21 protein-coding genes and 2 pseudogenes are annotated in these 24,100 nt (G+C 72.4%); 10 read left to right on the forward strand and 13 right to left on the reverse strand.

Features of this window, described 5'->3' with window-relative positions; translation table 11 throughout:
* Positions 1-2 precede the first annotated feature (2 nt).
* The 3 genes from HDA43_RS03075 (at position 3) to HDA43_RS03085 (ending at position 4,511) form a co-directional block, all read left to right on the forward strand.
* Entirely contained in the window at positions 3-2,075 is a 2,073-nt protein-coding gene (locus tag HDA43_RS03075) for a S9 family peptidase (RefSeq protein WP_179818205.1), read from the forward strand.
* Positions 2,076-2,098: 23 nt separating this feature from the next.
* On the forward strand, positions 2,099-3,367 hold the full coding sequence (locus HDA43_RS03080) for a M20/M25/M40 family metallo-hydrolase (RefSeq protein WP_179818206.1): 1,269 nt from the start codon (positions 2,099-2,101) through the stop codon (positions 3,365-3,367).
* 154 nt (positions 3,368-3,521) lie between these two features.
* Positions 3,522-4,511 (forward strand): helix-turn-helix transcriptional regulator, encoded by a 990-nt coding sequence (locus tag HDA43_RS03085; RefSeq protein ID WP_179818207.1) that lies wholly within the window; start codon positions 3,522-3,524, stop codon positions 4,509-4,511.
* 48 nt (positions 4,512-4,559) lie between these two features.
* On the opposite strand, the gene HDA43_RS03090 is transcribed toward HDA43_RS03085, so the two are convergent.
* The 3 genes from HDA43_RS03090 to HDA43_RS03100 form a co-directional block, all read right to left on the reverse strand.
* Complete coding sequence (locus HDA43_RS03090) at positions 4,560-5,003, reverse strand: ATP-binding protein (RefSeq protein ID WP_179818208.1); 444 nt, start codon at positions 5,001-5,003, stop codon at positions 4,560-4,562.
* A gap of 221 nt (positions 5,004-5,224) precedes the next feature.
* Positions 5,225-5,983, reverse strand: a complete 759-nt coding sequence (locus HDA43_RS03095) for a DUF1206 domain-containing protein (protein ID WP_246423894.1) — start codon at positions 5,981-5,983, stop codon at positions 5,225-5,227.
* A gap of 103 nt (positions 5,984-6,086) precedes the next feature.
* Complete coding sequence (locus HDA43_RS03100) at positions 6,087-7,019, reverse strand: Ppx/GppA phosphatase family protein (protein ID WP_179818210.1); 933 nt, start codon at positions 7,017-7,019, stop codon at positions 6,087-6,089.
* 287 nt (positions 7,020-7,306) lie between these two features.
* On the opposite strand from HDA43_RS03100, the gene HDA43_RS03105 reads away from it, so the two are divergent.
* Entirely contained in the window at positions 7,307-8,452 is a 1,146-nt protein-coding gene (locus tag HDA43_RS03105) for a polysaccharide pyruvyl transferase family protein (protein ID WP_179818211.1), read from the forward strand.
* A gap of 15 nt (positions 8,453-8,467) precedes the next feature.
* Complete coding sequence (locus HDA43_RS03110; protein WP_246423895.1) at positions 8,468-10,168, forward strand: MFS transporter; 1,701 nt, start codon at positions 8,468-8,470, stop codon at positions 10,166-10,168.
* Between the two features lie 10 nt (positions 10,169-10,178).
* Here the strand turns inward: HDA43_RS03110 and HDA43_RS03115 are convergent, their stop codons facing one another.
* Complete coding sequence (locus HDA43_RS03115) at positions 10,179-11,342, reverse strand: acyl-CoA dehydrogenase family protein (protein WP_179818212.1); 1,164 nt, start codon at positions 11,340-11,342, stop codon at positions 10,179-10,181.
* 20 nt (positions 11,343-11,362) lie between these two features.
* The gene (locus HDA43_RS03120; protein ID WP_179818213.1) at positions 11,363-11,878 is read right to left on the reverse strand and encodes a MaoC family dehydratase; all 516 of its coding nucleotides are present in this window, start codon (positions 11,876-11,878) and stop codon (positions 11,363-11,365) included.
* Positions 11,879-12,128: 250 nt separating this feature from the next.
* Here HDA43_RS03120 and HDA43_RS03125 point away from each other — a divergent pair, with 250 nt between their 5' ends.
* A complete protein-coding gene (locus HDA43_RS03125) occupies positions 12,129-13,205 on the forward strand; it encodes a ferritin family protein (protein WP_218911576.1) in 1,077 nt (358 codons plus the stop codon).
* A gap of 8 nt (positions 13,206-13,213) precedes the next feature.
* On the opposite strand, the gene HDA43_RS03130 is transcribed toward HDA43_RS03125, so the two are convergent.
* The 3 genes from HDA43_RS03130 to HDA43_RS03140 all read right to left on the reverse strand — a co-directional run bounded on the left by HDA43_RS03130 (position 13,214) and on the right by HDA43_RS03140 (position 16,105).
* The gene (locus HDA43_RS03130; protein WP_179818214.1) at positions 13,214-13,516 is read right to left on the reverse strand and encodes a hypothetical protein; all 303 of its coding nucleotides are present in this window, start codon (positions 13,514-13,516) and stop codon (positions 13,214-13,216) included.
* A gap of 7 nt (positions 13,517-13,523) precedes the next feature.
* Positions 13,524-13,997 carry a hypothetical protein gene (locus HDA43_RS03135; RefSeq protein ID WP_179818215.1) on the reverse strand — a complete coding sequence of 158 codons (474 nt, stop codon included), beginning with the start codon at positions 13,995-13,997 and terminating at the stop codon, positions 13,524-13,526.
* Positions 13,998-14,155: 158 nt separating this feature from the next.
* A complete protein-coding gene (locus HDA43_RS03140; RefSeq protein WP_179818216.1) occupies positions 14,156-16,105 on the reverse strand; it encodes a hypothetical protein in 1,950 nt (649 codons plus the stop codon).
* A gap of 16 nt (positions 16,106-16,121) precedes the next feature.
* Here HDA43_RS03140 and HDA43_RS03145 point away from each other — a divergent pair, with 16 nt between their 5' ends.
* Positions 16,122-16,304 carry a hypothetical protein gene (locus HDA43_RS03145; RefSeq protein ID WP_179818217.1) on the forward strand — a complete coding sequence of 61 codons (183 nt, stop codon included), beginning with the start codon at positions 16,122-16,124 and terminating at the stop codon, positions 16,302-16,304.
* A gap of 415 nt (positions 16,305-16,719) precedes the next feature.
* Here HDA43_RS03145 and HDA43_RS03150 read toward each other — a convergent pair whose 3' ends face one another.
* The 3 genes from HDA43_RS03150 to HDA43_RS03160 form a co-directional block, all read right to left on the reverse strand.
* On the reverse strand, positions 16,720-17,637 hold the full coding sequence (locus tag HDA43_RS03150) for an NADP-dependent oxidoreductase (RefSeq protein WP_179822689.1): 918 nt from the start codon (positions 17,635-17,637) through the stop codon (positions 16,720-16,722).
* A gap of 299 nt (positions 17,638-17,936) precedes the next feature.
* On the reverse strand, positions 17,937-19,001 hold the full coding sequence (locus HDA43_RS03155) for a zinc-binding dehydrogenase (RefSeq protein ID WP_218911577.1): 1,065 nt from the start codon (positions 18,999-19,001) through the stop codon (positions 17,937-17,939).
* Positions 18,998-19,783 (reverse strand): NAD(P)/FAD-dependent oxidoreductase, encoded by a 786-nt coding sequence (locus HDA43_RS03160; RefSeq protein WP_179818218.1) that lies wholly within the window; start codon positions 19,781-19,783, stop codon positions 18,998-19,000. The genes HDA43_RS03155 and HDA43_RS03160 overlap by 4 nt, the downstream gene beginning before the upstream one ends.
* Positions 19,784-20,014: 231 nt before the next feature.
* Here HDA43_RS03160 and HDA43_RS03165 point away from each other — a divergent pair.
* Positions 20,015-20,364 (forward strand): annotated as a pseudogene (locus HDA43_RS03165) (transposase family protein); the annotation flags it as partial.
* A 70-nt stretch (positions 20,365-20,434) separates the two neighbouring features.
* Here the strand turns inward: HDA43_RS03165 and HDA43_RS03170 are convergent.
* Positions 20,435-21,298: a DUF1963 domain-containing protein gene (locus HDA43_RS03170; RefSeq protein WP_179818219.1), complete on the reverse strand. Its 864-nt coding sequence runs from the start codon at positions 21,296-21,298 to the stop codon at positions 20,435-20,437.
* Positions 21,299-21,610: 312 nt separating this feature from the next.
* Between HDA43_RS03170 and HDA43_RS34675 the strand changes: the two are divergent.
* Both HDA43_RS34675 and HDA43_RS34680 read left to right on the forward strand, forming a co-directional pair.
* Positions 21,611-22,192: pseudogene (locus HDA43_RS34675) on the forward strand (transposase family protein); the annotation flags it as partial.
* Positions 22,166-22,804 carry a TetR/AcrR family transcriptional regulator gene (locus tag HDA43_RS34680; RefSeq protein WP_514133234.1) on the forward strand — a complete coding sequence of 213 codons (639 nt, stop codon included), beginning with the start codon at positions 22,166-22,168 and terminating at the stop codon, positions 22,802-22,804. The pseudogene HDA43_RS34675 and the gene HDA43_RS34680, both read left to right, overlap by 27 nt.
* Positions 22,805-22,864: 60 nt before the next feature.
* On the opposite strand, the gene HDA43_RS03185 is transcribed toward HDA43_RS34680, so the two are convergent.
* On the reverse strand, positions 22,865-24,082 hold the full coding sequence (locus tag HDA43_RS03185; protein WP_179818220.1) for an MFS transporter: 1,218 nt from the start codon (positions 24,080-24,082) through the stop codon (positions 22,865-22,867).
* Positions 24,083-24,100 lie beyond the last annotated feature (18 nt).

Genomic DNA, 24,100 nt, shown 5'->3' on the forward strand with positions numbered 1-24,100 from the left:
TCATGCTGAACGACTCTCCCATCCGCCCCGTCGACGTGGCCCGGGTGGACGACCGTCCCCTCTGGGTCGAGATCTGCGGGGAGGAGGTGTGGTGGGACGAGCCGCGCCCGCACGAGGGCGGGCGCAGGTGCGTGGTCCGGCGCGGCCCGGACGGCGTGCCGCGTGACGCGATCCCCCAGGGCTGGAACTCCCGCAACCGCCTCATCGAGTACGGCGGGCGCTCCTGGCGTCCGCTGCCGGACGGCGGCGTGGTGTTCACCAACTGGTCCGACCAGCGGATCTACCGGTACGGCGGGAGGCCCGCCGCGGCCGGCGCCGCCTCCCCCGCCCTGGACGCCACCGGCGACGCCGTCGTCTCGTCCGCTCCGGCCGGTGTCCCGGGCGCCGCGCCCGACACCGTCCGGGACACCGCGCCGGACGCGGTCCCCGTGCCGCTGACCCCCGACGACGGTGCCCGATACGGCGACCTGTACCTGCCGCCGGGCCGCGCCGAGGTGTGGGCGGTGCGCGAGACGCACCCCGCCGGGTCCGGCGCGGACCCCGCGTCCGGGTCCGCGCCCGCCGCCGGAGCCGCAGACGGTTCCGGGTCCGCGCCCGGATTCGCCGCCGGGCCCCGCCGCGACCTGGTGGCGGTCCCGCTGGACGGCGGCCCGGTGCGGGTGATCGCCGCCGCCCAGCACTTCCTGGCCGGCCCGCGCCTGTCCCCCGGCGGGACGCACGTCGCCTGGATCGGCTGGGACCACCCGAACATGCCGTGGGACGGCACCGAGCTGTGCGTGGCCCCGCTGGACGCCGCCGGCGCGGCCGGACCGTACCGGGTCGTGGCGGGCGGGCCCGAGGAGTCGGTGATCCAGGCCGAGTGGCGTGACGACGGCGCGCTGTACGCGCTGACCGACCGCGACGGCTGGTGGAACCTGCACCTGGTGCCGCTGGACGGCGGGGAGCCCCGTAACCTCGCCCCGCTCGCCGAGGAGTGCGGCGACGCGCCGTGGCGGCTGGGCAACACCTGCTTCGCGCTCGCGGGCGACCGGATCGTCCTGCTGCACGGCACCCCGGCCCGCCGCCGCCTGGGCGTGCTGGACCCGGAGACCGGGCGGATCGAGGACGTCGAGGCGCCGCCGACCTACTGGAACCCCACCGTCTCGGCCGCGGGCGACGTGGTGGCGGGCGTGGCGGCCTCGCCGTACACGCCGTTCGAGGTCTTCCGGGTGGACCTGCGGACCGGCGGGCACGAGGTGCTGTCGGCCCGCAAGGAGCTGCCGCCGCGCGAGGTGCTGCCGGAGCCGGAGGCGGTGACGTTCGACGGCGTGCACGCGCACGTCTACCCGCCGCGCGGCGTCGCCGGCCCCGCCCCCTACGTGATCTTCGTGCACGGCGGCCCGACCGGCGCGAGCACCATGGTCCTGGACCTGGAGATCGCCTACTTCACCAGCCGGGGCATCGGCGTGGCCGACGTGAACTACGGCGGCTCCACCGGGTACGGCCGCGCCTACCGCGAGCGGCTGCGCGGCGAGTGGGGCGTGGTGGACGTGCGCGACTGCGAGACGGTGGCGCGCGGCCTGGTCGCCGCCGGGCGGGCGGACGCCGGGCGGATCGCGATCCGGGGCGGCAGCGCGGGCGGCTGGACGTCGGTGGCCGCGCTGGTGCACAGCACGGTGTTCCGGGGCGCGGTGGCCCACTACGCGATCACCGATCCGGAGGGCTGGGCGGCCGAGACCCACGACTTCGAGTCGCGCTACCTCGACGGGCTGATCGGCCCGCTGCCCGAGACCCGGCAGCGCTACCTGGACCGCTCCCCCACGCTGCACGCCGATCGCGCCTCCGGCCCGGCGCTGCTCATGCACGGCCTGGAGGACGCGATCGTCGACCCGGTCCAGGCCGAGCGGTTCGTCGCGGCGCTGGACCGCGCGGGCACGCCGTGGGCGTACATCACCTTCCCCGGCGAGCAGCACGGCTGGCGCCGGGAGGAGACGATCGTCGCCGCCCTGGAGGCGGAGCTGGCCTTCTACGGCCTGATCTTCGGCTTCCCGACGCCCGAGGTGCCGCCCCTGGCACTTAAGGGTATGCACCAATAATCCACTTTCGGGGGAGTTTTTCGATGAACGAGGTCGCCCAGATCTGCTCGGACCTGATCAGGTTCGACACCACCAACCCCGGTTCCGGTGAGCGACCGGCGGCCGAGCACGTCGCCGAGCTGCTGACCGACGCCGGCATCGAGCCGGTGGTGTTCGAGTCGGCCGAGCGCCGCACCAGCGTGGTCGCCCGCATCCCGGGCGACTCGCCCGAGGCCCTGCTGATCCACGGCCACCTGGACGTCGTCCCGGCCGAGCCGGCCGACTGGCGGGTCCACCCGTTCTCCGGCGAGGTCGCCGACGGCTGCGTCTGGGGCCGGGGCGCGGTGGACATGAAGGGCACGGTCTCCATGACGCTCGCCCTGGTCCGCGACTGGGCCCGGCGCGGCGTGCGGCCGAAGCGGGACCTCGTGCTCGCCTTCCTCGCCGACGAGGAGGCCACCGGCGAGTACGGCGCGCGGTACGCGGCCACCAGGCACCGGGACCTGTTCGAGGGCTGCACCGAGGCGATCAGCGAGTCCGGCGGCTACAGCGTCCAGGCCCCCTCCGGAGCGCGGATCTACCCGGTCGCGGTGGGCGAGCGCGGCACCGCGTGGATGAGGCTCACCGCGACCGGCGTCGCGGGCCACGGTTCCAAGCCGCCCAAGGACAACGCCGTGGCCGAGCTGTGCCACGCGCTGTCCAGGATCGCCGCCTACCGCTGGCCGGTACGGCTCACCCCGGGAGTGGCGGCGCTGCTGAACGAGCTGGGCGACGTCCTGGGCGAGCCGATCGACCTCGACCGGCTGGAGGAGGAGGCCGAGCGGCTGGGCTCGGTCGGCGCGCTGTTCTCGGCGCAGATCCGCAACTCGGCGAACCCGACCATGCTGGAGGCCGGCTACAAGGTCAACGTGATCCCCGGCACCGCGACCGCGCACGTGGACGGCCGGTTCCTGCCCGGATACCGGGAGGAGTTCCTGGAGACGATCGACCGGCTGCTCGGCCCGAAGGTCACCCGCGAGTTCGTCAGCTTCGAGGACGCCCCCTCCGCGCCGCTGGACGCGCCGTTCTTCGACCGGCTGTGCGACGCGCTCGTCGCCGAGGACCCGGCGGCGCGGCCGGTGCCGTACGTGATGTCCGGCGGCACGGACGCCAAGTCCTTCGCCGACATCGGCATCAGGGGGTACGGCTTCGCGCCCCTGATGCTCTCCCCCGAGCTCGACTACTACGGCATGTTCCACGGCGTGGACGAGCGCGTCCCCGTCGAGGGCCTGGAGTTCGGCGTCCGGGTCCTGGACCGCCTCCTGGCCGCCTGACCGCCCGGCCGCGCGCCGGTGGCACCGCCTGCCGCGCGCCGGGGAACACCCCGGCGCGCGACAGGAACGGCTCAAAGGGTCACAGAAGACGCATCAGATAACTTACGTACTTCCTATTCGGGTTGGTTTGCGGCAGTCTGTGCGTGGAGGAGACATGGACCAGATCACCCTGAGCCCGCGCCACCTCCACGCGTTCACCGAGGTGGGCTTCCAGATCGCCGGGCGCGGTGGCGCGGCCGGCGCGATGCGCGCCCTGCGCGAGGTCGTCCCCCTGGACGCCTACGAGTTCGTCGCCTACGATCCCGCGACCGACCGGCACCGCAGCCTGTTCTCCGACGGCTACACCCGGGTGGACGACGACGCCGCCGAGGAGTACGCCCGGCTCGCCCCCTACCGGCGGGCCAGGGACCTGCGGGTGCCGCTGCCCATGGGCGCCCCCGGCACCGAGCGCTACTTCCGCCGCCACCTGGAACCGTACGGCTGGCGTTCCGGGCTGACCGCCCCCCTGTTCCTGACGGAGGGGGACGGAGACGGCCGCTACACCGGCCTGCTCCACCTGAACGCCCGCGCCCCCGGCGCCTTCCCCTCCGGGACCGGCACGCTGATCGGCGCCGTCTCCCCCGTCCTGGCCCACGTCACCGACCTGAGCCGCTGCGTGGTCAACCCGGTCGGCGTGCCGCCGGGCTTCCACGCGGCGGCGTTCGACCGCAACGGCGACCGCCGGGACGTCGCCGGCGCCCCGCACTCGGCGGCCGTCGCCGCCGAGCCCGCCATGGCCGGGCTCGCCCGGGAGTTCATCGACTCGCGCGAGCTCAACCGGCGGGGTCTCTGGCTCGACGCCACCGGATGCTGGCGCGAGGTGCGGCTGCTGCGCGCCGGGGTCGGGCCGCACGGCGCCCTCCAGGGGGCGGTGATCGCCGAGCGGCCGTGCGCGCTGCCGTACGAGCTGACCGCGCGGGAGATCGAGGTGATCACCCGGGTCGCGCTCGGCGACTCCAACCCGCAGATCGCGGCGGCGCTGGTGCTGAGCGTCCGCACCGTCACCACCCACCTGGAGCACATCTTCGCCAAGCTGGGCTGCGAGAGCCGGACCCGGCTGACCACCAGGGCCCTGGCCGAGGGGCTGTGCCGGCTGCTCGTCTGAGGACCGGGCGGGCCGGCCGCCCGCGTCTCCCGCCGGGCGGCCCGGCGGTCAGCGGACGCCGGCCAGCCGGGGCCCGGGCACCGCGGCCGGCTCCAGCACGAGCTCGAACCAGACCCGGTTGGAGCCGGGCTCCCGTACCAGGCCCCAGCGGTGCGCCAGCGCCTCCACCAGCGGCAGGCCGCGGCCGCCGGTGGCGTCGGCCGGGGCGCGGCACACGCAGGGCGCCGTGGAGGAGCCCTCGTCCTGGACGGTGACCCGCACGCCCGAGGCGGAGCAGGCGACGGTGACGGTGAACGCCCCGCCGTTCCCCGACCGGGAGTGGACGATCGCGTTGGTGGCGATCTCGCTGGTCAGCAGCACGCAGTCGTCGTGGAGCGGGTGGTCGCGCCCGAGCGTGACCGACACCAGCCGGCGTGCCTGCACCACCTGGTCGGGAGAACCCGCCAGGCGGAGAACCCATTCGCCGCCGTCGTACTCCGATGAGACGTCCATCTGGCCCCCTCCGAGGTGGTCCGCGCACTGAGAGGACGCGACGCCCGAAGAGGGAGATGTCTCACAAAAGTAGGAATCCGATCGCTCGCCGGATAGCCAGGTCGGGCTTGCCAGGAGGGCCGCCGCCTGCATGACCGCCTCCCGGACATCAGAAGGCCGCACCCGTCCCAGGGAGAACGGATGCGGCCTCGCGGGAAAACGCCGTTCGCGCGCCCGGTGCCCTACACCCGGTGCCAGCGCGCCTCGAAGAAGCAGTAGACCGCGAAGAGGATCAGGCCGATCGCGATGAGGGCGAGCAGCCACGGGCCCGCGGGGGCGTCGGCCAGCGCGCGCAGCGTCGCGTCGATGCCCTTGGCCTTGTCCGGGTCGTAGGTGACCGCGGCCTGGATGACGAAGACCCCGGCGATCGCCGCGATCACGCCTCGGGCGATGTAGCCGGCCATGCCGAGCTTGTCGGCCAGGTTCCGCACCTTCGGCGGCATCTCGCCGGTGCGCATGTCCTTGAGGAACTTCTTCTTCCATCCCCGGTGGATCCAGTACGCGCCGAGCGCGATCACCCCGAGCCCCGCCAGGCCGACCAGGAACTGCCCGCCGGGCAGGCCCATCGCCTTGGCGGTGAGGTCATGGGAGCTCTCGTCGGTGGAGCTCCCCGGGTCTCCCCGCAGCAGCGTGTTGAGCAGCGCCGCCACGATGAGCCCGTAGACGACCGTGCGCGCCACCGACTCGACGCGGTCCTTGGTCCGGCCGCGGCCGATGACGGCCTCCGACAGCTGCCAGATGGTCAGCGCGGCGAAGCCGGCCACCATCAGCCAGAGCAGCACCGTGCCGAAGGGCTGCTCGGCCACCATCTCGATCGCGCCGGTCTTGTCGGCCTCCTTGCCCTTGCTGCCGCCGTCGAAGGCGATCTGCAGGGCCAGGAATCCGATCAGTCCGTAGAGGACGCCACGGCAGGCAAGTCCGAGCCGGGTCAGCCTCTCCAACGTCCGACTGTTCGCCGCCCTGTGCGCGGCGCCTTCCACCTCTGCCTGAGCGCTGTTCATACTCATGCGCTCTTACCGGTTCAAAGGATGGTAAACTTCGCCCTCAACTTTCCGGCATGGCGTCCAGCCGCCGGAGGATGACGCCCTCGCGCAGCGCCCACGGGCAGACCTCCAGCTCATCGACCTCCAGGAGGTCCATCGCGGCGTCGGCGACGATCGCCCCCGCCGGAAGCTGCGGCGCCCGCCCCTCGGAGACCCCGGGCAGCGCCGCCCGCTCGCGCGCGCTCATCGTGACCAGCCGGCCGGCCCACTCCACCAGGTCGGCGTGCCTGAGCACCCGGCGGACGCCGAACCCCTCGGTGGAGGCCGCCGCCCCGGCGATCCTCGCGAGCTGGCGGAAGGTCTTGGAGGTGGCCACCGCGTGGTCGGGCCGGCCGTACCGGGTGACGGCGGCCACGGTCCGGGCGATCTCCGCCCGCACGTGCCGGCGCAGCTCCCGCGCCTCGGCGGGCGGGGGCGGGTCGGCGGTGAACCGGCCGCGGGTGAGCCGCCCGGCGCCCAGCGGCAGCGACACCGCGACGTCCGGCTGCTCGTCGAGCCCCGAGGCGATCTCCAGCGACCCGCCGCCGATGTCCAGCACCAGCAGCCGCCCGGAGGACCAGCCGAACCAGCGCCGCACCGCCAGGAACGTCAGCCTCGCCTCGTCCTGGCCGGACAACACCTCGATGCCCACCCCGGTGGCGGCCCTGACCCGTTCGAGGACCTTCTCGCCGTTGGCGGCCTCCCGGACCGCGGAGGTCGCGAAGGCCATGAGGTCCTCGACGCCCTTGTCCTCGGCGATCCGTACGGCGTGCTCGACGCACTTGAGCAGCCGCTCGGCCCCGGCCTCCGAAAGCCGCTCGCCGTCCTCCATGTGCTCGGCGAGCCGCAGCTCCTCCTTGTGGGAGTAGGCGGGCAGCGGCCTGGCGCCCCGGTGGGCGTCCATCACCAGCAGGTGCACCGTGTTGGAACCGATGTCGAGAACGCCCAGTCGCATGGGATGAAATTACTACTCTTCGTCCCCCGGCCGGGCCACGCGGCGGTGGACGCCGGCGGCGTGACCGCCCCTGCCCCAGGGGCCTCCGTCCCCCGTCGCCGGGCGCCGTTCCGGCGTCGGCCCGGCTCCCCGTCACGTCCGCTGCCCGGGGACGCCACCCTCCGGTCCGGAAACGCCCTCCCCGGATCGGTCAAGGATCTCCTCCCGCAGGGCGTAGCGGTTCTTCCGCAGGGGTACTGACTTTCAAGGCGGACAAATGCCCATAAATGACGAAAGGAGGGATAAATATGAATAAAACTCTGGGGCCGACCGTGGGCATACTCGGTTCGTACGGCGGCCGCAACCTCGGGGACGAGGCCATCCTGACCAGCATCCTCGACGGCATCCGGCGGGAGCGCCCCGACGCGAACGCCCTGGTCTTCTCCCGCTGCCCCGACCACACTCGCGCCCACTACCCGGACGTCGAGGTGACGGGATGGGAGGGGATGAGCCGCGAACCCGTCTCGCAGGTCGTCGCCCGCCTGGACATGCTGCTCCTCGGCGGCGGCGGAATCCTCTACGACACCGAGGCCCGCCGCTACCTGCGGGTGGCCCAGCTCGCCCTGGAGCGGGCCGTCCCCGTCTTCACCTACGCCCTGGGAGCCGGGCCGCTCACCACCCGCACCGACTGCACGATGGCGCGGGACATCCTGGCGTCCGCCGTCACCGTCACCGTCCGCGACGAGGAGTCCCGGCTGGCGCTGGAGGAGGCCGGCGTGATGTCCCCGATCATCGTCACCGCGGACCCCGCCCTGCTGCTCGAACCCGAGCCGTTCGGCCGGGACATGCTGCGCGCCGAGGGCATCCGGGAGGGCACGCGGCTCGTCGGAATGAACGTGCGCGAGCCCGGCTGCGCCGCCGAGCACCTCGACGTGCAGGGATACCACGAGCTGCTCGCGCACCTCGGGGACTTCCTGGTCAACCGGCTCGACGCCGACGTCGTCTTCGTGCCGATGGAACGCGACGACATCCGGCACTCCCACGCCGTGGTGTCCCACATGAACGCCGCCGCCCGCTGCCGGGTGCTGCACGGCGACTACCGGCCGCGGCAGATCCTCGGTCTGACCCGGCACCTGGACCTCGCGGTCGGCATGCGGCTGCACTTCCTGATCTTCGCCGCGATGCGGGGCGTCCCGCTGTTGCCGCTGCCGTACGCCGGGAAGGTCTTCGACTTCGCCCAGCGGATCGGCTCGCCGGCCCTGCGGGGCGTGGTCAGGGAGGCCGCCGGCCCGCTGCTGGCCGAGGTCGACCGGGTGTGGGACGAGCGGCCGGCGCACACCGAGCGGATCAAAGCCCGTATCCCGGCCCTGCGCGCCATGGCCGCCACGACGGCGGAGTACTTCCTCGACCAGCTCGACCGCCGCACGTCGCGCGTCCCGGTCCGGGCCGTCTGAGATCGGAAACGACGTTTGGGAACCGGGGAGGCGGAGAACGGAGCGGGCCCCGGGCCGCCGGGGACGCCGGACCAGGGCCGGCCCGGCTCGCTGTGGGCCCCGCTGCGCCGCCGTCTGTTCCGCGCGCTGTGGATCGCCCAGCTCGTGGCGAACACCGGCACGTGGATGCAGATCGTGGGCGCGCAGTGGCTCATGGGCGACCTCGGCGGCGGCGCCTTCTCCATCGCCCTCGTGCAGACCGCCACCACACTGCCGGTCTTCCTGCTGGTCGTCCCGGCGGGGGCGCTGGGCGACATCCTCGACCGGCGCCACCTGCTGCTGGTCAGCCAGGTGATCACCTTCACCGGTGCCGCCGCGCTCGCGGCGCTGACCGCCACCGGTGTCACCACGCAGGCGCTCCTGCTCGGCCTCAGCGCGCTGATGGCCGTCGGCCAGGCGTTCTCCACCCCGGCCTTCCAGGCCATCCAGCCCGAGCTGGTCGGCCGGGAGGAGATCCCCCAGGCGGCACTGCTCAACGGGGCCAACGGCAACCTGGCCCGGGCCGTGGGGCCCGCGCTCGGCGGCGTGCTCATCGCCCTCTCCGGCCCGGCCGCGACGTTCGCCCTCAACGCCGCGTCCTTCCTGGGCGTCATCGCGGTCCTCTTCGCCTGGCGCCGCCCGCCCGACCACCGCCCGCTGGGCGCGGAGTACATCCACGACGCGATCCGTGCCGGCGCCCGCTACGTCCGCAGCGCCCCGTCGTTCGGAGCCGTGCTGGCGTGCACGGTGACCTTCGCCTTCTTCGCCAGCGGCATGTGGGCCCTGCTGCCCGCCCTGGCCCGCGGCCCGCTCGGCCTGGGCGCCGGCGGGTACGGCACGCTGCTGGGCGCCGTCGGCCTCGGCGCCATCGCGGGCGCGTTCACGCTGCCCAGGTTCGGCGGGCGGCTGGGGCGGAACACGATCGTCGCCTCCGCCACGGTGAGCTACGCCGTGATGATGGCGGTGATCGGCACCGCGGGGAACCTCGCCGTCGTCATCGCCGCCCTGTTCCTGTCGGGCATGACGTGGATCGCCGTCCTGTCGACGCTGGGTGCCTCGTCCCTGCTGCTGCTGCCGGAGTGGACGCGGGCCCGGGCGCTGGCCTACTACCAGCTGGCGTTCATGGGCGGCCAGGCGATCGGCGCGCTGGTGTGGGGCGCGCTGGCCGGCCGCGCCGGCCTGGCCGTGGCGTTCCTCCTGCCGGCCGCCGTGCTGGTGCTCAGCACGCCCATCGGACTGCGGCGGGTGCCGCTGCCGACGGCCCACCTCGACATGCGTCAGGCACGCCACTTCCCCGAGCCGCCCAGCGACCTGGCCAGCCACGAGGGGCCGGTGCTGATCGTCATCGAATGGTGCGTCCCGCCGGAGAACGCCGCGGCGTTCGCGGCGGCGATGCGGCCGGTCGGCCAGGCCCGGCGCCGCACCGGGGCGACCATGTGGGGCCTGTTCCGCGACATGGAGGATCCGAACGTCTTCGTCGAGACGTTCACCGTCGCGACCGCCTACGAGCACCTGCGCCAGCATTTCGAGCGGGGCACCATCCGGGACCGGGAGCTACAGGACCGGGCGCTCGCCCTGGTCTCCCCGGGCACCCGGCCGCACGTGCGCCACCTGATCTGGTCCTACGCGGCCCTGCCCGGCCCGGGGGCGGAGGGGCCCGAGCTGAGGAGCATCGCCAGTCTGCTCCGCCCCCGCTGAGGGCCCGCCCTCACCAGCCCAGCCTGCCCTTGCCGGAGATCAGGGCGCGGGCGATGACCATACGCTGGACGTCGTTGGTGCCCTCGCCGATCGCCATCATCGGCGCGTCGCGGTAGAGCCGCTCGACCACGAACTCCGGGGAGTAGCCGTACCCGCCGTGGACGCGCATCGACTCCAGCGACGCCCTGATCGCGACCTCGGAGGCGAAGTACTTGGCCATGCCCGCCTCCATGTCGATCCGCTCCCCCGCGTCGGCGCGGGTGGCGGCCCAGTAGGTGAGCAGCCGGGCGGCCTGGATCTCGGTGGCCATGTCGGCCAGCTTGAGCTGGATCGCCTGGAAGTCGGCGATCGGCCGCCCGAAGGCGGCGCGCTGCCGGGAGTAGTCCAGTGCGGCGTCGTAGGCGGCCTGGGCGACACCGACCGCGCGGGCCGCGATGTTGATCCGGCCGAGCTCCAGCCCCGACAGCACCTGCTGCATGCCGCGCCCCTCGACGCCGCCCAGGAGGTTCGCGGCCGGCACCCGCACGTCGTCCAGCACGACCTCGCACGACTCGGTCCCCTTGTAGCCGAGCTTGGGCAGGTCCCGGCCGACGGTGAAGCCCTCCGCGGAGGCGTCCACCAGCAGCACCGACATGCCCCGGTGCGCCGGCTCGGTCCGGGACGTCTTCACCAGCACCGGCAGCGGGTCGGCGTGGCGGGCGTTGGTGATCCAGGTCTTGGCGCCGCGCACCACGTAGTGGTCGCCCTCGCGGCGGGCGGTCGTGGTGATGCCCTGCAGGTCGGTCCCGGCGCCCGGCTCGGTCAGCGCGATCCCGGTACGGCGGGCCCCGGTGGCCAGGTCCGGCAGGTAGGCGTCCTTCTGCTCCGCGGTGCCGTACCGGGCGATCATCGAGCAGGCCAGGGAGTGCGAGCCGATCGTGCCCGCCACCCCCATCCAGCCGCGGGCGATCTCCTCGAACACCAGGGCGAAGGAGACCATGTCCGCCGCCAGCCCGCCGTACTCCTCGGGGACCGAGAGCCCGAACAGGCCCATCCGCTTCATCGTCTCGACGATCTCGGTGGGATAGCGGCCGGAGCGCTCCCACTCCGCGGCGACCGGCACGATCTCCCTGTCCACGAACGCGCGCAGCGTCTCGCGGAACGCCCGCTGCTCCTCGGTCAGCTCGAAGTCCATGTCGCTCCTCGGGAGGGGATCTAAGCCAGCGGCCCGTTCCTGGCCTGCGGGAAGTAGCCCTTGTCGTGCGGCGCGTCGCGCCTGTAGACCATGACGGTCCGCCGCCACGACATGATCTCGTCACCGTCCTGGTTGAGCCCGCGGGTGCGGCAGGTGACGATGCCGGCGTAGGGGCGGGAGGCCGACTCGCGCTTGCCCAGGACGACCGACTCGGCGTAGACCGTGTCGCCGACGAAGACGGGGTGGCTGAGCTTGATCTCCTCCCATCCGAGGTTCATGATCGCCGTCTGGCTCACGTCGATGACCGACAGACCGAGCACGACGGCCACGGTGAACCCGGAGTTGGCGATGATCCTGCCGTAGGGGGCGCGCTCGGCGAAGTGGGCGTTGAAGTGGTTCTGGTTGGTGTTCATCGTCAGGAGGCTGAACCACGTGTTGTCGGCCTCGGTGATCGTGCGGCCGAGCGGGTGCTGGTAGACGTCCCCGACCACGAAGTCCTCGTAGTAGCGGCCGATGCGGGCCTCGTGCACGGTCACGGGCGGCTCCCCGAGGCTCGGCGGGCGTCAGGCCATCACACTAATGATCGCCCGTTCCGGCGGTCAACGCTCCCGCGCCGTCCTCCCGGGAGGACTGTGCACGCCCCAAAAACCCCTTTCTTCACTTTCGGTGACTTATTAAGCACATAGGGTAAATAAACCTGGTGGCGGCGCGGAACCGGACCGCCCGGCCGCCCGGCGGAAATCGACCCGTCCGCCCTCGCGCCGAAGACTCGACGAAGGGTGTCACATGAGAGAACGGGTTCGGGCATGGCGGACGGCCGGGATCGCCGTTCTCGGTGCGGCGGCGCTGCTGACCGGGGCGGCCACCGGGGCCGCGGCGCTGCCGGCCGGGCCGGTCACCGGCGCGGCGGCGGGCGATGACCCCGGGGACGGCGGCCCCGACGGCGGCGGTCCCGAGGACGGCGGTGACCTCGGGGACGGCGGCGGCCCCGGAGCGGGCGGCGTCTCGTCCCCGACCCGGGCCGACCTGATGAAGGCGATACAGGGCACGGCGTTCGCCTACGCGAAGTACCGCGCCTACGCCGCGCAGGCCTGCCGGGAGAACCTGCCGGACGTCCAGGCCCTGTACGAGCGCGTCGCCCGCGTCGAGCTACGCGAGCACCTCGCCGAGCAGGCGAGGCTCGCCGGGCTCGCCGGCGATGACGCCGCCAACCTGCGCGCCGCCATCTCGGGAGCGTCCTACGAGGCCAAGGCGATGTACCCGGGATTCGCCGCCCAGGCCCGGGCCGCCGGCGACCGGAACGCGGCCAGGCTCTTCTCCGAGATCGCCGAGGACGAGGCCGGCCACCGCGCCCGGTCCGCCCGGGCGCTGCGGGCCCTGGAGTACCCGTCGTCCGGGGCGTCCGTCCCCGTAGGCCCGGTGGCCCGGTCGGTGAGTGTTCCGGAGGGATCGCCCCAGGTGTCGTCGCGGACGCTGGAGGACCTGCGGGCCGCGATGCGCGGCGAGGCGCTCGCCCACGCCAGGTACGGCCTGTACGCCGAGCACGCCCGGGCGAACGGCCGCCCCAGGCTGGCCATGCTGTTCGAGCACGCCGCGCAGGTCGAGCTCACCGAGCACTTCGCCGAGGAGGCGCGGCTCGCCGGGCTGGTCCGCTCCACCGCGGCCAACCTGTGCGAGTCGGCCGCCGGGGAGACCGCCGAGGGAACCGACACGTACCCCGGCTACGCCCGCCAGGCCGCGGCGGCCGGAGACCGGGCGGCGGCGGAGCGGTTCTCCGAGATCGCCCGCGACAAGCTGAGGCACGCCCGGGAGTTCAAGGACGCCCTGTCCGGACTCCGCGCGAACTGCCCGGACGGCGGGTGACGCAGTTCTCAGGGCAGGCCGTATCTGCTCCTGATCGCCCGCGCCTCCTCCTCGGTCACCTGGCGCGGCGTGCGGGCCATGGCCTGGCGGAGGTCGGCCAGGATCCTGTCCCCCGAGTCGCGGACACGGGCGTGGCGGGAGGCGAGCTCGGCGTCGAACCGCTTGGCGACCGGTCCGGTCCACACCTTGCCGGAGTGGAACTCCCGGCAGGGTACGTCGAGACCGCTCTCGATCTCCCGGACCAGCGGCTCGACCGTCCGCAGGGTCTCCCCCAGCGCCTCGTGGAGCGGGTTGGGCACCATCTCGGCCATGGCCCGGTCAGTCTCCCTTCGGGGAGGCGGAGTCCTTGCTCTTCGGAGAGGGGGACGCCGTGGACGCGGTCTTCGCGGAGGGGGCGCTGGCGTCGGTGATGAGCTTCGGCGCGATGAGCTTCATGAGGGCGAGCACATCCGCGGCGTTGTCCCGCCCTTCGACGCCTATGTCCAACTGGATGCTGATCTCGGCTTTTCCCCGGACAAGCATGGCATAAGCAGCGTTGCTCGTACTGTGCACGGATTTGAAATAGTAGCCGATGGAACCAGGAACGATCTCCGGCAAGGGCGAGGCACCGTCCTCAAGCTGTTCTTCGACCTCCTCCGGGTACCCTCCCGGCGTAAGATCTATCAACAGCACCTTCAGGCGCTCACCACTCCGCTGGTAAACTGCGCAACTGCCGATACCGAGGCCCTCCGCCGCCGCCAGGTCGAAATAACCACGGACCAACGGGTTTCGCACACCGGTCATCAACTCCACCGCCTTGAGAGGAATATGCTCACAGATGTACGGCGGGGATGCCACTCCAGGCAAAGGAGTACGGCCCACCGCACCAGACTCACCCGGCCCGGCCTGACATGCCGTGGACATAACCAGGGTACATGACAGCACCGCCACAGCGGCGAACGACTTTCGCATCATGCTCCATGCCGGGCGAAGCCATTGGTGAATCCCTGGTCCAGGGGATCTTCAACATCCTGCCACGGTTTACCTGACAACCCGCCATAAAGCCATCGTTCATAGGCTTCAAGACGTCGATCATCAGGTCCTCCGGCGGCTTTTTCGTCGACCAACTTGTCCATGGGCATGAGCGTCCGACCGTCGTCTTCAAGGAAATTGTTAGGGTTCTTCCGGGGGTCTTCGCCGCGCCGCATCCCTTCCAGGGAAGCCCAGGGATGGGTCTTGTCCGGAGGTTCAGCCGAGCCGAAAAGGCCGTGTTTGAGCATCGCCTGAGCAGTGAGGTCGTGCAGGAGAACCCGGGTTCGGTCGACAGCGGCATTGGCGTCACCACGGGCCCTGTCCTCTGCGTCGCCCTTGAGGCTGTCTTCAAGCAGTCCCGTCCACGCCCCGATGACCCCGGCTCCGATCGGCCACGCGGCCTTCTGCGGGATGGCCAACCCGGTGTTGACCACCGCTGTGAGCACCTTCATGTTGCGAGTCTGTGCCTCGTCCAGTTCCTTGCCTTCTTCGATTTTGGCCAGGCCCGCCGCGTCGGTGATCATCCCGAATCCGCTTCCGATCCGTTTGGCGTCTGCCAGAAGCGCCGAGTTGCCGCGCCCTTTGGACATCTCCGCGGCACCATGATTGAGAAGCAGGCCGGTGAACGCGGTTTGGGCTGCCAGAACGGGAGCGAAGGCGCCGGGATCTACAAATGCCTCTTTCATCACCCGGTGTAACTCCTCCTTTTCGAACTGAGCGCTCCAAGGGTCCTGTCCCGGCAAGTAGGGATAGTCAGCTCCCCGGACTCCCGGCACAACGGCGTCGCCCCCTTTCCTGGCCGAATGATCGATGTCACCGACGTACCCCGCCAGGATCCGCCCCGTGCTCACCGGTTTCACGAACGAGTCGCCGCCGTTCGCGATCCGTTCGGCTTCCAGGTGGACGAACTCCGAGGCCAGCTTGGCCGACAGGTAGCCGCGTGAGGGCCTGTCCGGCGAGCCGTCGTGGTCGCGGAAGGTGAGGGTGGCGGCTTCCAGCGCCTTGCCCAGCGCCTCGCCGCCGTCGCCCAGGGAACGCTCGGTCAGGTAGTGCTTCAGCGCGGAGGGGTCGCTCGCGAAGAAGTCCTGGGCCGCCGCCGGGTCACGGCCGAGCGCGCCCATGAGGTCCGCCATGACGTTCGGGTGCAGGGGCGCCTGCCGGTCGCATGCGTCGATCCTCTTCGCGATCGTCAGCAGGAAGGCGCTGCCGAAGGTGCCGTGCTTGAGCGCCAGCACGGTCGCGTAGCCCCTCTTCCAGTCGGTGTAGCCGGCCTTCTCCGCGGGGTCGAGGTCGGAGGTGAGCTCGTCGTACCACGCCTCGCCGAGCTTCGAACCGGCCGTGCCGAGTGTCCTGCCGAGAGCCGTCTGTAGCCGTTTCGCCCGCTTGTCATCCTCCCGCCCCGGTCCCACGGTGTCCGTCATCAGCCTGCGGAAGCGGGTCGCGCCCAACGCGTTCATCAACGCCGCGGCGAACGTCGCGTCCCCGGTACGTTTCTCCAGCTCAGCCAGGGCCTTCCCGTCGATCTCACCGCTCCTCGCGGCCTCGGCCAGCCTGGTGGTCGCGGCGTAGACGTCCGGGTCGCGGGCGGCTTTGCCGTACAGGGCCTCGTCGAAGGCGACGGGCCCGGCCGGGACGTCGCCGGGTGATGCCCCCCAACCGGTCTGCTCCTTGCGGATCGTCTCGCTCCGGCGCCGCAGGTCGGGCCGGCCGGTTTCGATCCAGCTCCGTGTCTCACGCAGGGCGCTCAGCCCCGAGGTGTCCAGGTCGAGCCGTTCCAGGGCGCGGCGGATGAGCGGTTCGTTCCGGCCGAGCGTGTCCTCGGCACGGCCGAGGCCCCGCTCGAAGTCGTCCATCGCCGCGGGGTCGATCCCGGAGTACTCGCCGTTCACCCCGGGCGGAGGCTGGGTGGGCTGCGGGTGGGGCGACGTCCGGACGTCGCCCGGCCGGGAGGCGGCCGGGGACGCCTGCGGCCCGCCCGACGGGCTGGGCAGCGGGGAAGGGCTGGGCGTGGAGGCGGTCCCGGGCACCGCGGGGGAACCGGACGCCGGAGCGGGAGCGGCCAGCGGGGACGGGCTGGGCGATGGGTGAGTCATGGGGGCCTGGGCTCCGGCTCGGTCCGTGGAATGCGGCAACTCCGGCGACAAGATTAATTCCAACCTACCGACTCGTAAAGATCACCGACGGATTTCGCCGATCTCCCGAATCGGCGGAACCGTTCAGGCGGGCATTATGATCCGGGTTTTCTCCCGCGACGTGAGGCTCTTCGGTTTCCACCGGGAGCGGCGCGCATCACTTACCACCGCGGCAATCTCCGGATATATGACCATTCCGAAAACAGGCCGTACGGCGTCCGCCGTCCCGTCCGCGTCCCGGCGGAACCCATCCGCGTCCCGGCGGAAAGGGAACGGCCGATGGACGGCCGGGGAGGCGGCGGGCCGCCCCCGTCACGCCCGCGCTCCCCCGCCCTCTCCCGTCAAGACCCCCGCTCTCCCCTGCTCTCCCGTCAGACCCTCACGACGAGCTTGCCGTGGACGTGGCCGGACCGGCTCAGCTCGAACGCCTCGCCCAGCTCCTCCAGGGCGAACGTGCGCGCCACCGGCACGGTGAGCCTCCCCGCGTCGGCGAGCTCCCCGAGGGTGGCCAGGTCGGGGCCGCTGGGGCGCACCCACATCCACTGTCCGCCGGCGGCGACGACGGAGTCGTCCGCGATCGAGGCGTGTCGGCCGCCCTCGGCGAGCACCGCCAGGGTGTCGTCCAGGACTCCGCCCACGAAGTCCGCGACCACGTCGACGCCCTCCGGGGCGAGGGAGCGGACCCGCTCGGCCAGGCCCTCGCCGTACGCCACCGGCTCGGCCCCCAGGGCGCGCAGCCGGTCATGGTTCGCCGGGGAGGTCGTGCCGATCACGCGGGCGCCCAGGGCGACCGCGATCTGCACGCCCAGCGAGCCGACGCCTCCCGCGGCGTTGTGGATCAGCACGGTGTCGCCCCCGCCGGTGCCGAGCCGGGTCAGCAGCTGGTAGGCGGTGAGACCGGCGAGCGGCAGCCCGGCGGCCTCCTCCCAGGTCAGCGAGGCGGGCTTGCGGGCGAGCGCGCGCACGGGCACGGTGACCAGCTCGGCGAAGGTGCCGCCGTGGACGTAGTCCTTGCGGGCGTAGGCGAAGACCTCGTCGCCCACCGCGAACTCGGGGGTGTCGATGCCCACCTGCTCGACGACGCCGGCGACGTCCCATCCGGGGACGACGGGGAAGACGGTGTCCATCAGGGCGTCGAGTCCGCCGGACATGAGCTTCCAGTCGACCGGGTTGACCGCGGCGCAGCGCACGCGCACCAGGACCTCGCCGGGCCCGACCTTGGGACGCGGCAGGCGTGCCGGGGCGAGGACCTCGGTGCCGCCGTAGGCGTCGTACGCCATCGCCCGCATGGTGTTCCCGGCACCCGCGTCTCCACCGCCGGACATCGCTCACCTCCCATGAGGAGGCCACCGCCGACGCGGCTCGTCCCGCGGCGCCTCACCGATGAGCGCAGGATACCCAGGCTGTCGATCTCCAAATGTGAGGCTCCGCACATGGCGGCGCCGCACGGCACCGCCCGGCCTGCGGCGCAGGACCGTACGGCCTGCGGCGCGGCACCGCCCGGCACCGTTCGCCCTGCCGCACGACACCGTACGGCAGGCCGCACGACACCGTACGGCCGGCCGCCGCGTCCTCCGGCACGCCGCGGCTACGGCACGAGGATGAGGCGGATCGGGTCGCCCGTCTTGTTCTCCAGCCGGGCGACGGCGTCGGCCGCGTCGGCCAGCGGGACGTGGTCGGTGATGGAGGGGGCCAGGTCGAGGCGGCCGGTGGCGGCCAGCCGTACGAGCTGCTCGACGTGCTCGGGCGAGGAGCCGTAGTGGCCGCGGATCTGGTTCTGGCGGTAGCTGAACCGCGTGCCGTCGGTGACGGTGAGCGGTTGCGGGGTGAGCCCGGCCAGGACGAGGACCCCGCCGGGGGCCAGAACGGCGGCGGCCTGCTCACGGACCGCCGGGACGCCGGCGAAGTCGAACGCGGCCTCCAGGCCGCGCCCGCCGGTGGCCTCCTTCACCGCGGCGGCGAAGCCGGGGTCGGCGGGGTCGAGGGCGACGTCGGCGCCGAAGGCGAGCGCTCGTTCGCGGGCGCCCGGCAGCGGGTCGACGGCGATGACGGGCGCCGCCCCGGCCATCCGGGCGATCCGGACCCCGTGCGCGCCCAGGCCGCCCGCGCCCCAGACGCCGACGGCCTGGGCCGGGCGGACCTGCCCGGTCTGCACGACGGCGGCGTAGGGGGTGGAGACCGCGTCGGGGATGATGGCGGCCTGGTCGAACGGCAGCGTGTCGGGGATCGGGACGAGCGTGTCGTCGCGGGCGAGCGCGTACTGGGCCCAGCCCCCGTCGTAGTCCACGCCCCGGGTGAGCGGCAGGCGGCACGGGCGGCGGCGCAGGCATTCGGCGCACCGGCCGCAGGACTGCCCGGCCTGCAGGGTGACGCGCGCACCGGGGGCCCAGTCCCCGGCGACGTCCGGGCCGAGACTGTGGACGACCCCGGCGACCTCGTGGCCGAGGGTGACCGCGTCGGAGAGGCGCAGGGGCCTGAGGCTGCCGTCGATCAGGTGGACGTCGGACAGGCAGACCCCCGCCGCCCTGACCTCGACCAGCACCTCCCCCGGTCCGGGGACGGGAACGGGGACCTCCTCCACCGCGAACGTCCGGGGGCCGGTGGACAGGTGGAGCCGTCCGGCGAGCATGGTGCGCACAGTGGTGAACCTCATTTCTCGGTGGTGGGAAGGCGATGGGCGGGACGGGTGGCCCCGGTGAAGCGGACGCCGTCGGTCACCGGCCCGCCCCGCCCCGCATCAGGCGCACGTCGCGGAGGTAGTTCTGGTACAGCCGCCACGGCGCCGCGGGGCCCTGTCTGGGCAGCAGCCCGGCGCTTCGCAGCACGTACCCGGACTTCAGTTCGATCAGCGGTGCGAGGCCGTCCCGCTCCCTCAGGTCGGGGGCGACGGGGGGTGACGGCCCGGTGTTCGTGCGCGTCCATGTGCCTGAGCAGCCGGCACACGTAGTGTGCGACCAGGTCGGCCTTGAGCGTCCAGGAGGCGTTGGTGTAGCCGACGGTGAGGGAGAAGTTCGGCACGCCCGACAGCATCATGCCCTTGTAGGCGAGGGTCTCCGGCAGTTCGACGTCCCGGCCGTCGACGCTCAGGCGCATGCCTCCGATCGCCAGGAGGTTGAGCCCGGTCGCGGTCACGACGACGACGGCGGGAAGGTGCCGGCCGGAGCGGAGCGCGACACCGTCGGGGGTGAGGCGCTCGATGTGGTCGGTGACGACGTCGGCCCGGCCCTCCCGGACGGCGCGGAACAGGTCGCCGTCGGGTACGGCGCACAGCCGCTGGTCCCACGGGTCGTAGGACGGCGCGAAGTGGGTGTCGACGTCGAAGCCGGCGGGCAGCGCGGCCGCCGCGCCCCGGCGCAGGACGGCCTTCATCAGCTTCGGCCGGCGGCGGCTGAGCCGGTAGACGGCCATCGAGAACAGCACGTTCTTCCAGCGCACGATCCGGTAGGCCGTACGGGCCGGCAGGTGGCGGCGGATCCGGTCGGCCAGCCGGTCGCGGGACGGCGTGAAGCGTCTCCGGCACGCCTGATCCCGCCCTTTTCAAGATGATCGATCACATCGAGCCTTTTCCAACTTGCGGCGGGAGATCGGCTGTTGGGCCGACAACGAGGCGAAGCCCCTGGTAGATGGGTTTTCGACCAAGAGAACCGTCTCCACCGGAGGCTTCGCATGCTTGTCTACCCGTCCGGCGTCGACGTGTCCAGCTCCGCCTTGCGCTTCCTGCCCGCCCGCCTGCGGCAGCACCGCCGTGTGATCGGCTCTTGCCGGCGACGGCTGAGCGCCGGTCGCCAGGCCCTGCCGGCCCTCGCCCACCTACGCATGGACAAACATATGCCCAGCTCATAGCCGGATTCGGAGTCGGCGCCACGACCGCCTACCGATATGCGACCGAGGCCGTCGAGCTCTTGGCCGGCCTCGCACCCACGCTGGCCGACGCGACACGGACTGCCGCGGCGAAGGCACTCGTGATCCTCGACGGCACCCTCCTGCCCATCGACCGCATCGCCGCGGACCGGCCCGGTCGTGACCATTGGCGCGGACGCCTGTGAACAGCCTTCGCCCCTCGGGGCAGAGGTGCGTCGAACCTGGTCACGGGGCCTCGAAATTGGTCACGGTGAGCGCCTTGTCCCACCGAGCGGCGGCCAGGTCGTCGTGGCGGATCATAAATTTCGTGTAGTACTCCGTGTAGACCCGTCCTTCATTGGCGAGCGGTATCCATTCGCTCGCCGGTTGGAGCGCGTCCTCGTCCAGCCAGGAAAACCATTCTCCCTTCGCGAGGGTCTTCGCCGTGATGCTGCCGACCGTCGCCTCGTCATCGGCGTACCCGCCGATGACGAGGTGGGCGCCGGACGACCAGAGGCCGTAGGCCAGAGACCGAAGTTCGTCCAGGTGCGGCAGTTCACGCTCCATGTACCGGGCCAACTGCTGCTGGAAGGGTGACATGTCGTCCCACTCGAGATCCTCCCAGAACTCGTGCCAGTCCTCGTCGCCCTCCTCGAGCCAAAGGGGTAGATCGGCTCTGAGCTCGGCGCAGACGTCGATCCGCTCGCCGACACACGTGGAGCTGGGGGGTTCCGCGACCGCGGTTTCGGTGCCGTCCGGTACATACACGACTCGCGCGTACTGCCCCGGACCGGCCCGCGATTCGCCGAAGTCCATCTCTCGGTGAACGAAGAAGAGCAGCGTCCCGTCCGCCGGCAGGTCGAAGCCGTCGACCCTCGGCAGCGCCCCGCAATCGACGGAAAGGAGCAACGGCAACGGAATGTCCCCGGCGGACGGCCACTTCATGCCCACCGGCAGCCGGGGCAACCCACCGATGTGCCCAACCGGAGAACCGTCGCCGCCCCCGGACAATCCGATCGCCAAACGAAGGTGCCGGCTGAACCTGCTGATCTCGTCGTCCGGGATGCCCAGCTCAAGCGCTGCCCGACGAAACTCTCCCCGATGATCCATGCCCGAGAAGATAAACCCTTTCCAACTCGGCCATAGAGCTGCTCCTTGCCGTCTCGAAGACGCTGATGGTCGCCCTGCCCCTGGCTTCCTTCCGGGAGACGCGCTTCATCACGCCCTCGCCGAGCTGCGGTTGAAGCTTGACCAGCGTGCGGCCAACCTCTTTCTGCTTGCCGAGGCCGACCATCTTGAGGCTTTTCCAAACTGGTCTTGCAGCTCAGGATGGGTGTGGCGAGCCTGGAGACCGATGAGGGCGAGGCTCCAGGCAAGACAGCGGTCGACCAGGATTCGACGCCCCGGCCGGGAGTCTCGCCCGTGCCGTCTCACCCCTCCGCGATCCCGCTGTCCAGCCGCACCCTGAACCACCTCGCCGACCTCATCCGGGCGCACCGCAACCAGCATCGATCTCGGTGGCGGCGTCTCGGCCCGGGCCGGCAGGCGCTGCTCGCCCTGGCCCGCCTGCGCAACGGTGGCACCTCCACCCGGCTCGCCGCCGGATTCGACGCCGGTGCTGCTACCGCCCGGCGGTATGTACAAGAATCGATCGTGCTGCTCGCAGCGGTCACCGAGGATCCGACCATCGCAATGCCGCGCATCCAACGCCTGGGGTACGCGATCCTGGACGGCACGCTGATCCCGATCGACCGCGTGGCAGACCGGCGGCCGTACTGCTCCGGCAAGCACAAGCGGCATGGCGTGGACGCGCAGGTCATCGCCGACGCCGCCGGTCGGCTCGTGTGGGCCTCACCGGCGCTGCCGGGCTCAGCGCACGACCTCACCGCCACCCGAATCCACGGCATCATCGATGGGCTGACCAGCGCAGACGTGATGACCTTCGCCGGCAAGGGCCGCCAAGGCGCCCGTGGCAGCGTGCGCACGCCGTTCAAGCGGCGCCGCCGAACCCTTGACACGCTTAAGACGAACGGTCACATTGAAGCCATGCCGCGACCAAGCGTGAAGAACAAGCTGATCGAGAGCGCCGAGGACGTCTTCCGCCGCCAGGGGTTCAACGGCGCGAGCGTGCAGGACATCACCGGCGCCGCGGGCGTGCCCAAGGGGTCGTTCTACAACCACTTCGAGAGCAAGCAGGCGCTCGCCGCGGAGATCGTGCGGCGTTACGCCCACGGCACCGACCACTCGATGCTCCGGGGCGGCGGGTCCTCCCTGGAGCGGCTGCGCGAGCACTTCCTCACCCAGGCCGGGCGGACCCGCGCCACCGGGGTGGAGTTCGGCTGCCTCCTCGGCACCTTCGCCGGCGAGTGCGCCAGCGCGGGAGACCAGGTCCACGTGGCCGTCCGCGAGGTCCTCGACGCCTGGACCGACGCCGTGGCCGACGTGATCGAGGCGGGCCAGGCGGCCGGCGAGATCACCGCGACCCGACCGGCCAGGACGCTCGCGGCCTTCCTCATCGACTCCTTCGAGGGCGCCGCACTGCGCGCCAAGACGTACGGTGACCAGTCGAACCTGATCGAGCAGCTCGACATCGCCCTCGCCGCGCTGCGCGCCTGAACCCCGCGCCTCCCCCGGCGGGGTGTCCTCTCCGGCCGGTCGTACGGGTCGGGGCCGGGCTCAACCGGCGGGTCGCCGGACCGCTCGCGCGCCGACCAGCGCCAGCGCTCCGACGGCGGCCAGCGTCCCGGCGGCGATGACCGGCACGAGGGACGGGAAGCCGAACCCGCCGGCCACCAGGCCGAACATCGGGGGACCGAGCAGCGATCCGAGGCTTCCGGCCTGGGCGACCACGCCGTTGCCGACGTCGGCGTGGTCGAGGCGCTCCAGCACGAGCGGCAGGGCGGCGAAGACGAGCGCCCCGAGGAGCCCGTTCTCCAGCGCGATGACCCCCGCGCCGGTCGCCGCGGCGGCCAGGGGCGTGCCGTCGGAGTAGACGAACCAGGCCGCCGGCACGACCAGCAGCCCGGACGCCGCCAGCGCCCCGAGCGGCGCGCCCCGCCGGAGCAGGATCCCCGCGGCCAGCCCGCCGGGTACGCCGAGAAGCGAGATCGCCGAGGTCAGGGCGCCCGCGGCGGCGGCCGAGCGTCCGTACTGCTCGACGAGGAGCGTGGGCAGGAGCACGACCACCGGAACGGTCACCAGCGCGGTCAGGCAGAAGGACGCGGCGAGCACCACCGGCCATGTCAGGGCTCTCGCCCCGGGGACGGCCCCGGCCGCCGCCCGCCCCCCGGACCCGCGCGGCAGCCGCGCCCGGGCGGCCAGCGCCATCACGAACGTCAGGCCGGCGATCAGTCCGGTCCAGCCGCGCCAGCCCAGGGCGGAGCCGGCCGCGCCACCGGCCAGCGTGCTCAGCCCGAGACCCACCGGGACGAACGTGGCCCAGATCGACAGGGCCGTGCCGCGGTCCCGTTCGCGGGCGAGGCGGAGGACCAGCGCCGGGCAGGCGATGGTGACCAGGAGGTATCCGACGCCTTCGACGCCCCGGAGGGCCAGCAGCCAGGCGAACCCGCCCGCCGCCACGCTCGCCGCGCCCGCCGCCGCGATCAGGACCAGACCCGCGACCAGTGACCGCTCCGCGCCGAAGCGGCGGACCAGGTACCCGGCGGGCAGGCCGGCCACGGCTCCCACCCCGACGACGGCCGAGATCACCCAGCCCAGTTCCGGCAGCGACAGCCCGAGCCCGGCCGCCACCATCGGCCCGACCGAGGCGAACTTGCCGAAGCCCATCGCCGCGACGACCCCGCAGAGGTAGACGACGGCGATCGCCGCCCACCGCGTGCGCGGCCGCAGTTCCTCACCCGGCTCCGATGTGCCTGACGCCGGCAGGGGGTTCATGGGCGCTCCTTCATACGA

Source organism: Streptosporangium sandarakinum, assembly GCF_013409935.1.
Classification (GTDB): domain Bacteria; phylum Actinomycetota; class Actinomycetes; order Streptosporangiales; family Streptosporangiaceae; genus Streptosporangium; species Streptosporangium nondiastaticum.

Excerpts from the sequence above, each read along its gene's own strand:
- HDA43_RS03105 (WP_179818211.1), top strand. The coding sequence starts at position 7,307 with ATGAATAAAACTCTGGGGCCGACCGTGGGCATACTCGGTTCGTACGGC.
- HDA43_RS03100 (WP_179818210.1), bottom strand. The coding sequence starts at position 7,019 with ATGCGACTGGGCGTTCTCGACATCGGTTCCAACACGGTGCACCTGCTG.
- HDA43_RS03150 (WP_179822689.1), bottom strand. The coding sequence starts at position 17,637 with ATGCGGGCGATGGCGTACGACGCCTACGGCGGCACCGAGGTCCTCGCC.
- HDA43_RS03075 (WP_179818205.1), top strand. The coding sequence starts at position 3 with ATGCTGAACGACTCTCCCATCCGCCCCGTCGACGTGGCCCGGGTGGAC.
- HDA43_RS03185 (WP_179818220.1), bottom strand. The coding sequence starts at position 24,082 with ATGAACCCCCTGCCGGCGTCAGGCACATCGGAGCCGGGTGAGGAACTG.
- HDA43_RS03080 (WP_179818206.1), top strand. The coding sequence starts at position 2,099 with ATGAACGAGGTCGCCCAGATCTGCTCGGACCTGATCAGGTTCGACACC.
- HDA43_RS03090 (WP_179818208.1), bottom strand. The coding sequence starts at position 5,003 with ATGGACGTCTCATCGGAGTACGACGGCGGCGAATGGGTTCTCCGCCTG.
- HDA43_RS03130 (WP_179818214.1), bottom strand. The coding sequence starts at position 13,516 with ATGGCCGAGATGGTGCCCAACCCGCTCCACGAGGCGCTGGGGGAGACC.
- HDA43_RS03125 (WP_218911576.1), top strand. The coding sequence starts at position 12,129 with ATGAGAGAACGGGTTCGGGCATGGCGGACGGCCGGGATCGCCGTTCTC.
- HDA43_RS03170 (WP_179818219.1), bottom strand. The coding sequence starts at position 21,298 with ATGGATCATCGGGGAGAGTTTCGTCGGGCAGCGCTTGAGCTGGGCATC.
- HDA43_RS03115 (WP_179818212.1), bottom strand. The coding sequence starts at position 11,342 with ATGGACTTCGAGCTGACCGAGGAGCAGCGGGCGTTCCGCGAGACGCTG.
- HDA43_RS03155 (WP_218911577.1), bottom strand. The coding sequence starts at position 19,001 with ATGAGGTTCACCACTGTGCGCACCATGCTCGCCGGACGGCTCCACCTG.
- HDA43_RS03085 (WP_179818207.1), top strand. The coding sequence starts at position 3,522 with ATGGACCAGATCACCCTGAGCCCGCGCCACCTCCACGCGTTCACCGAG.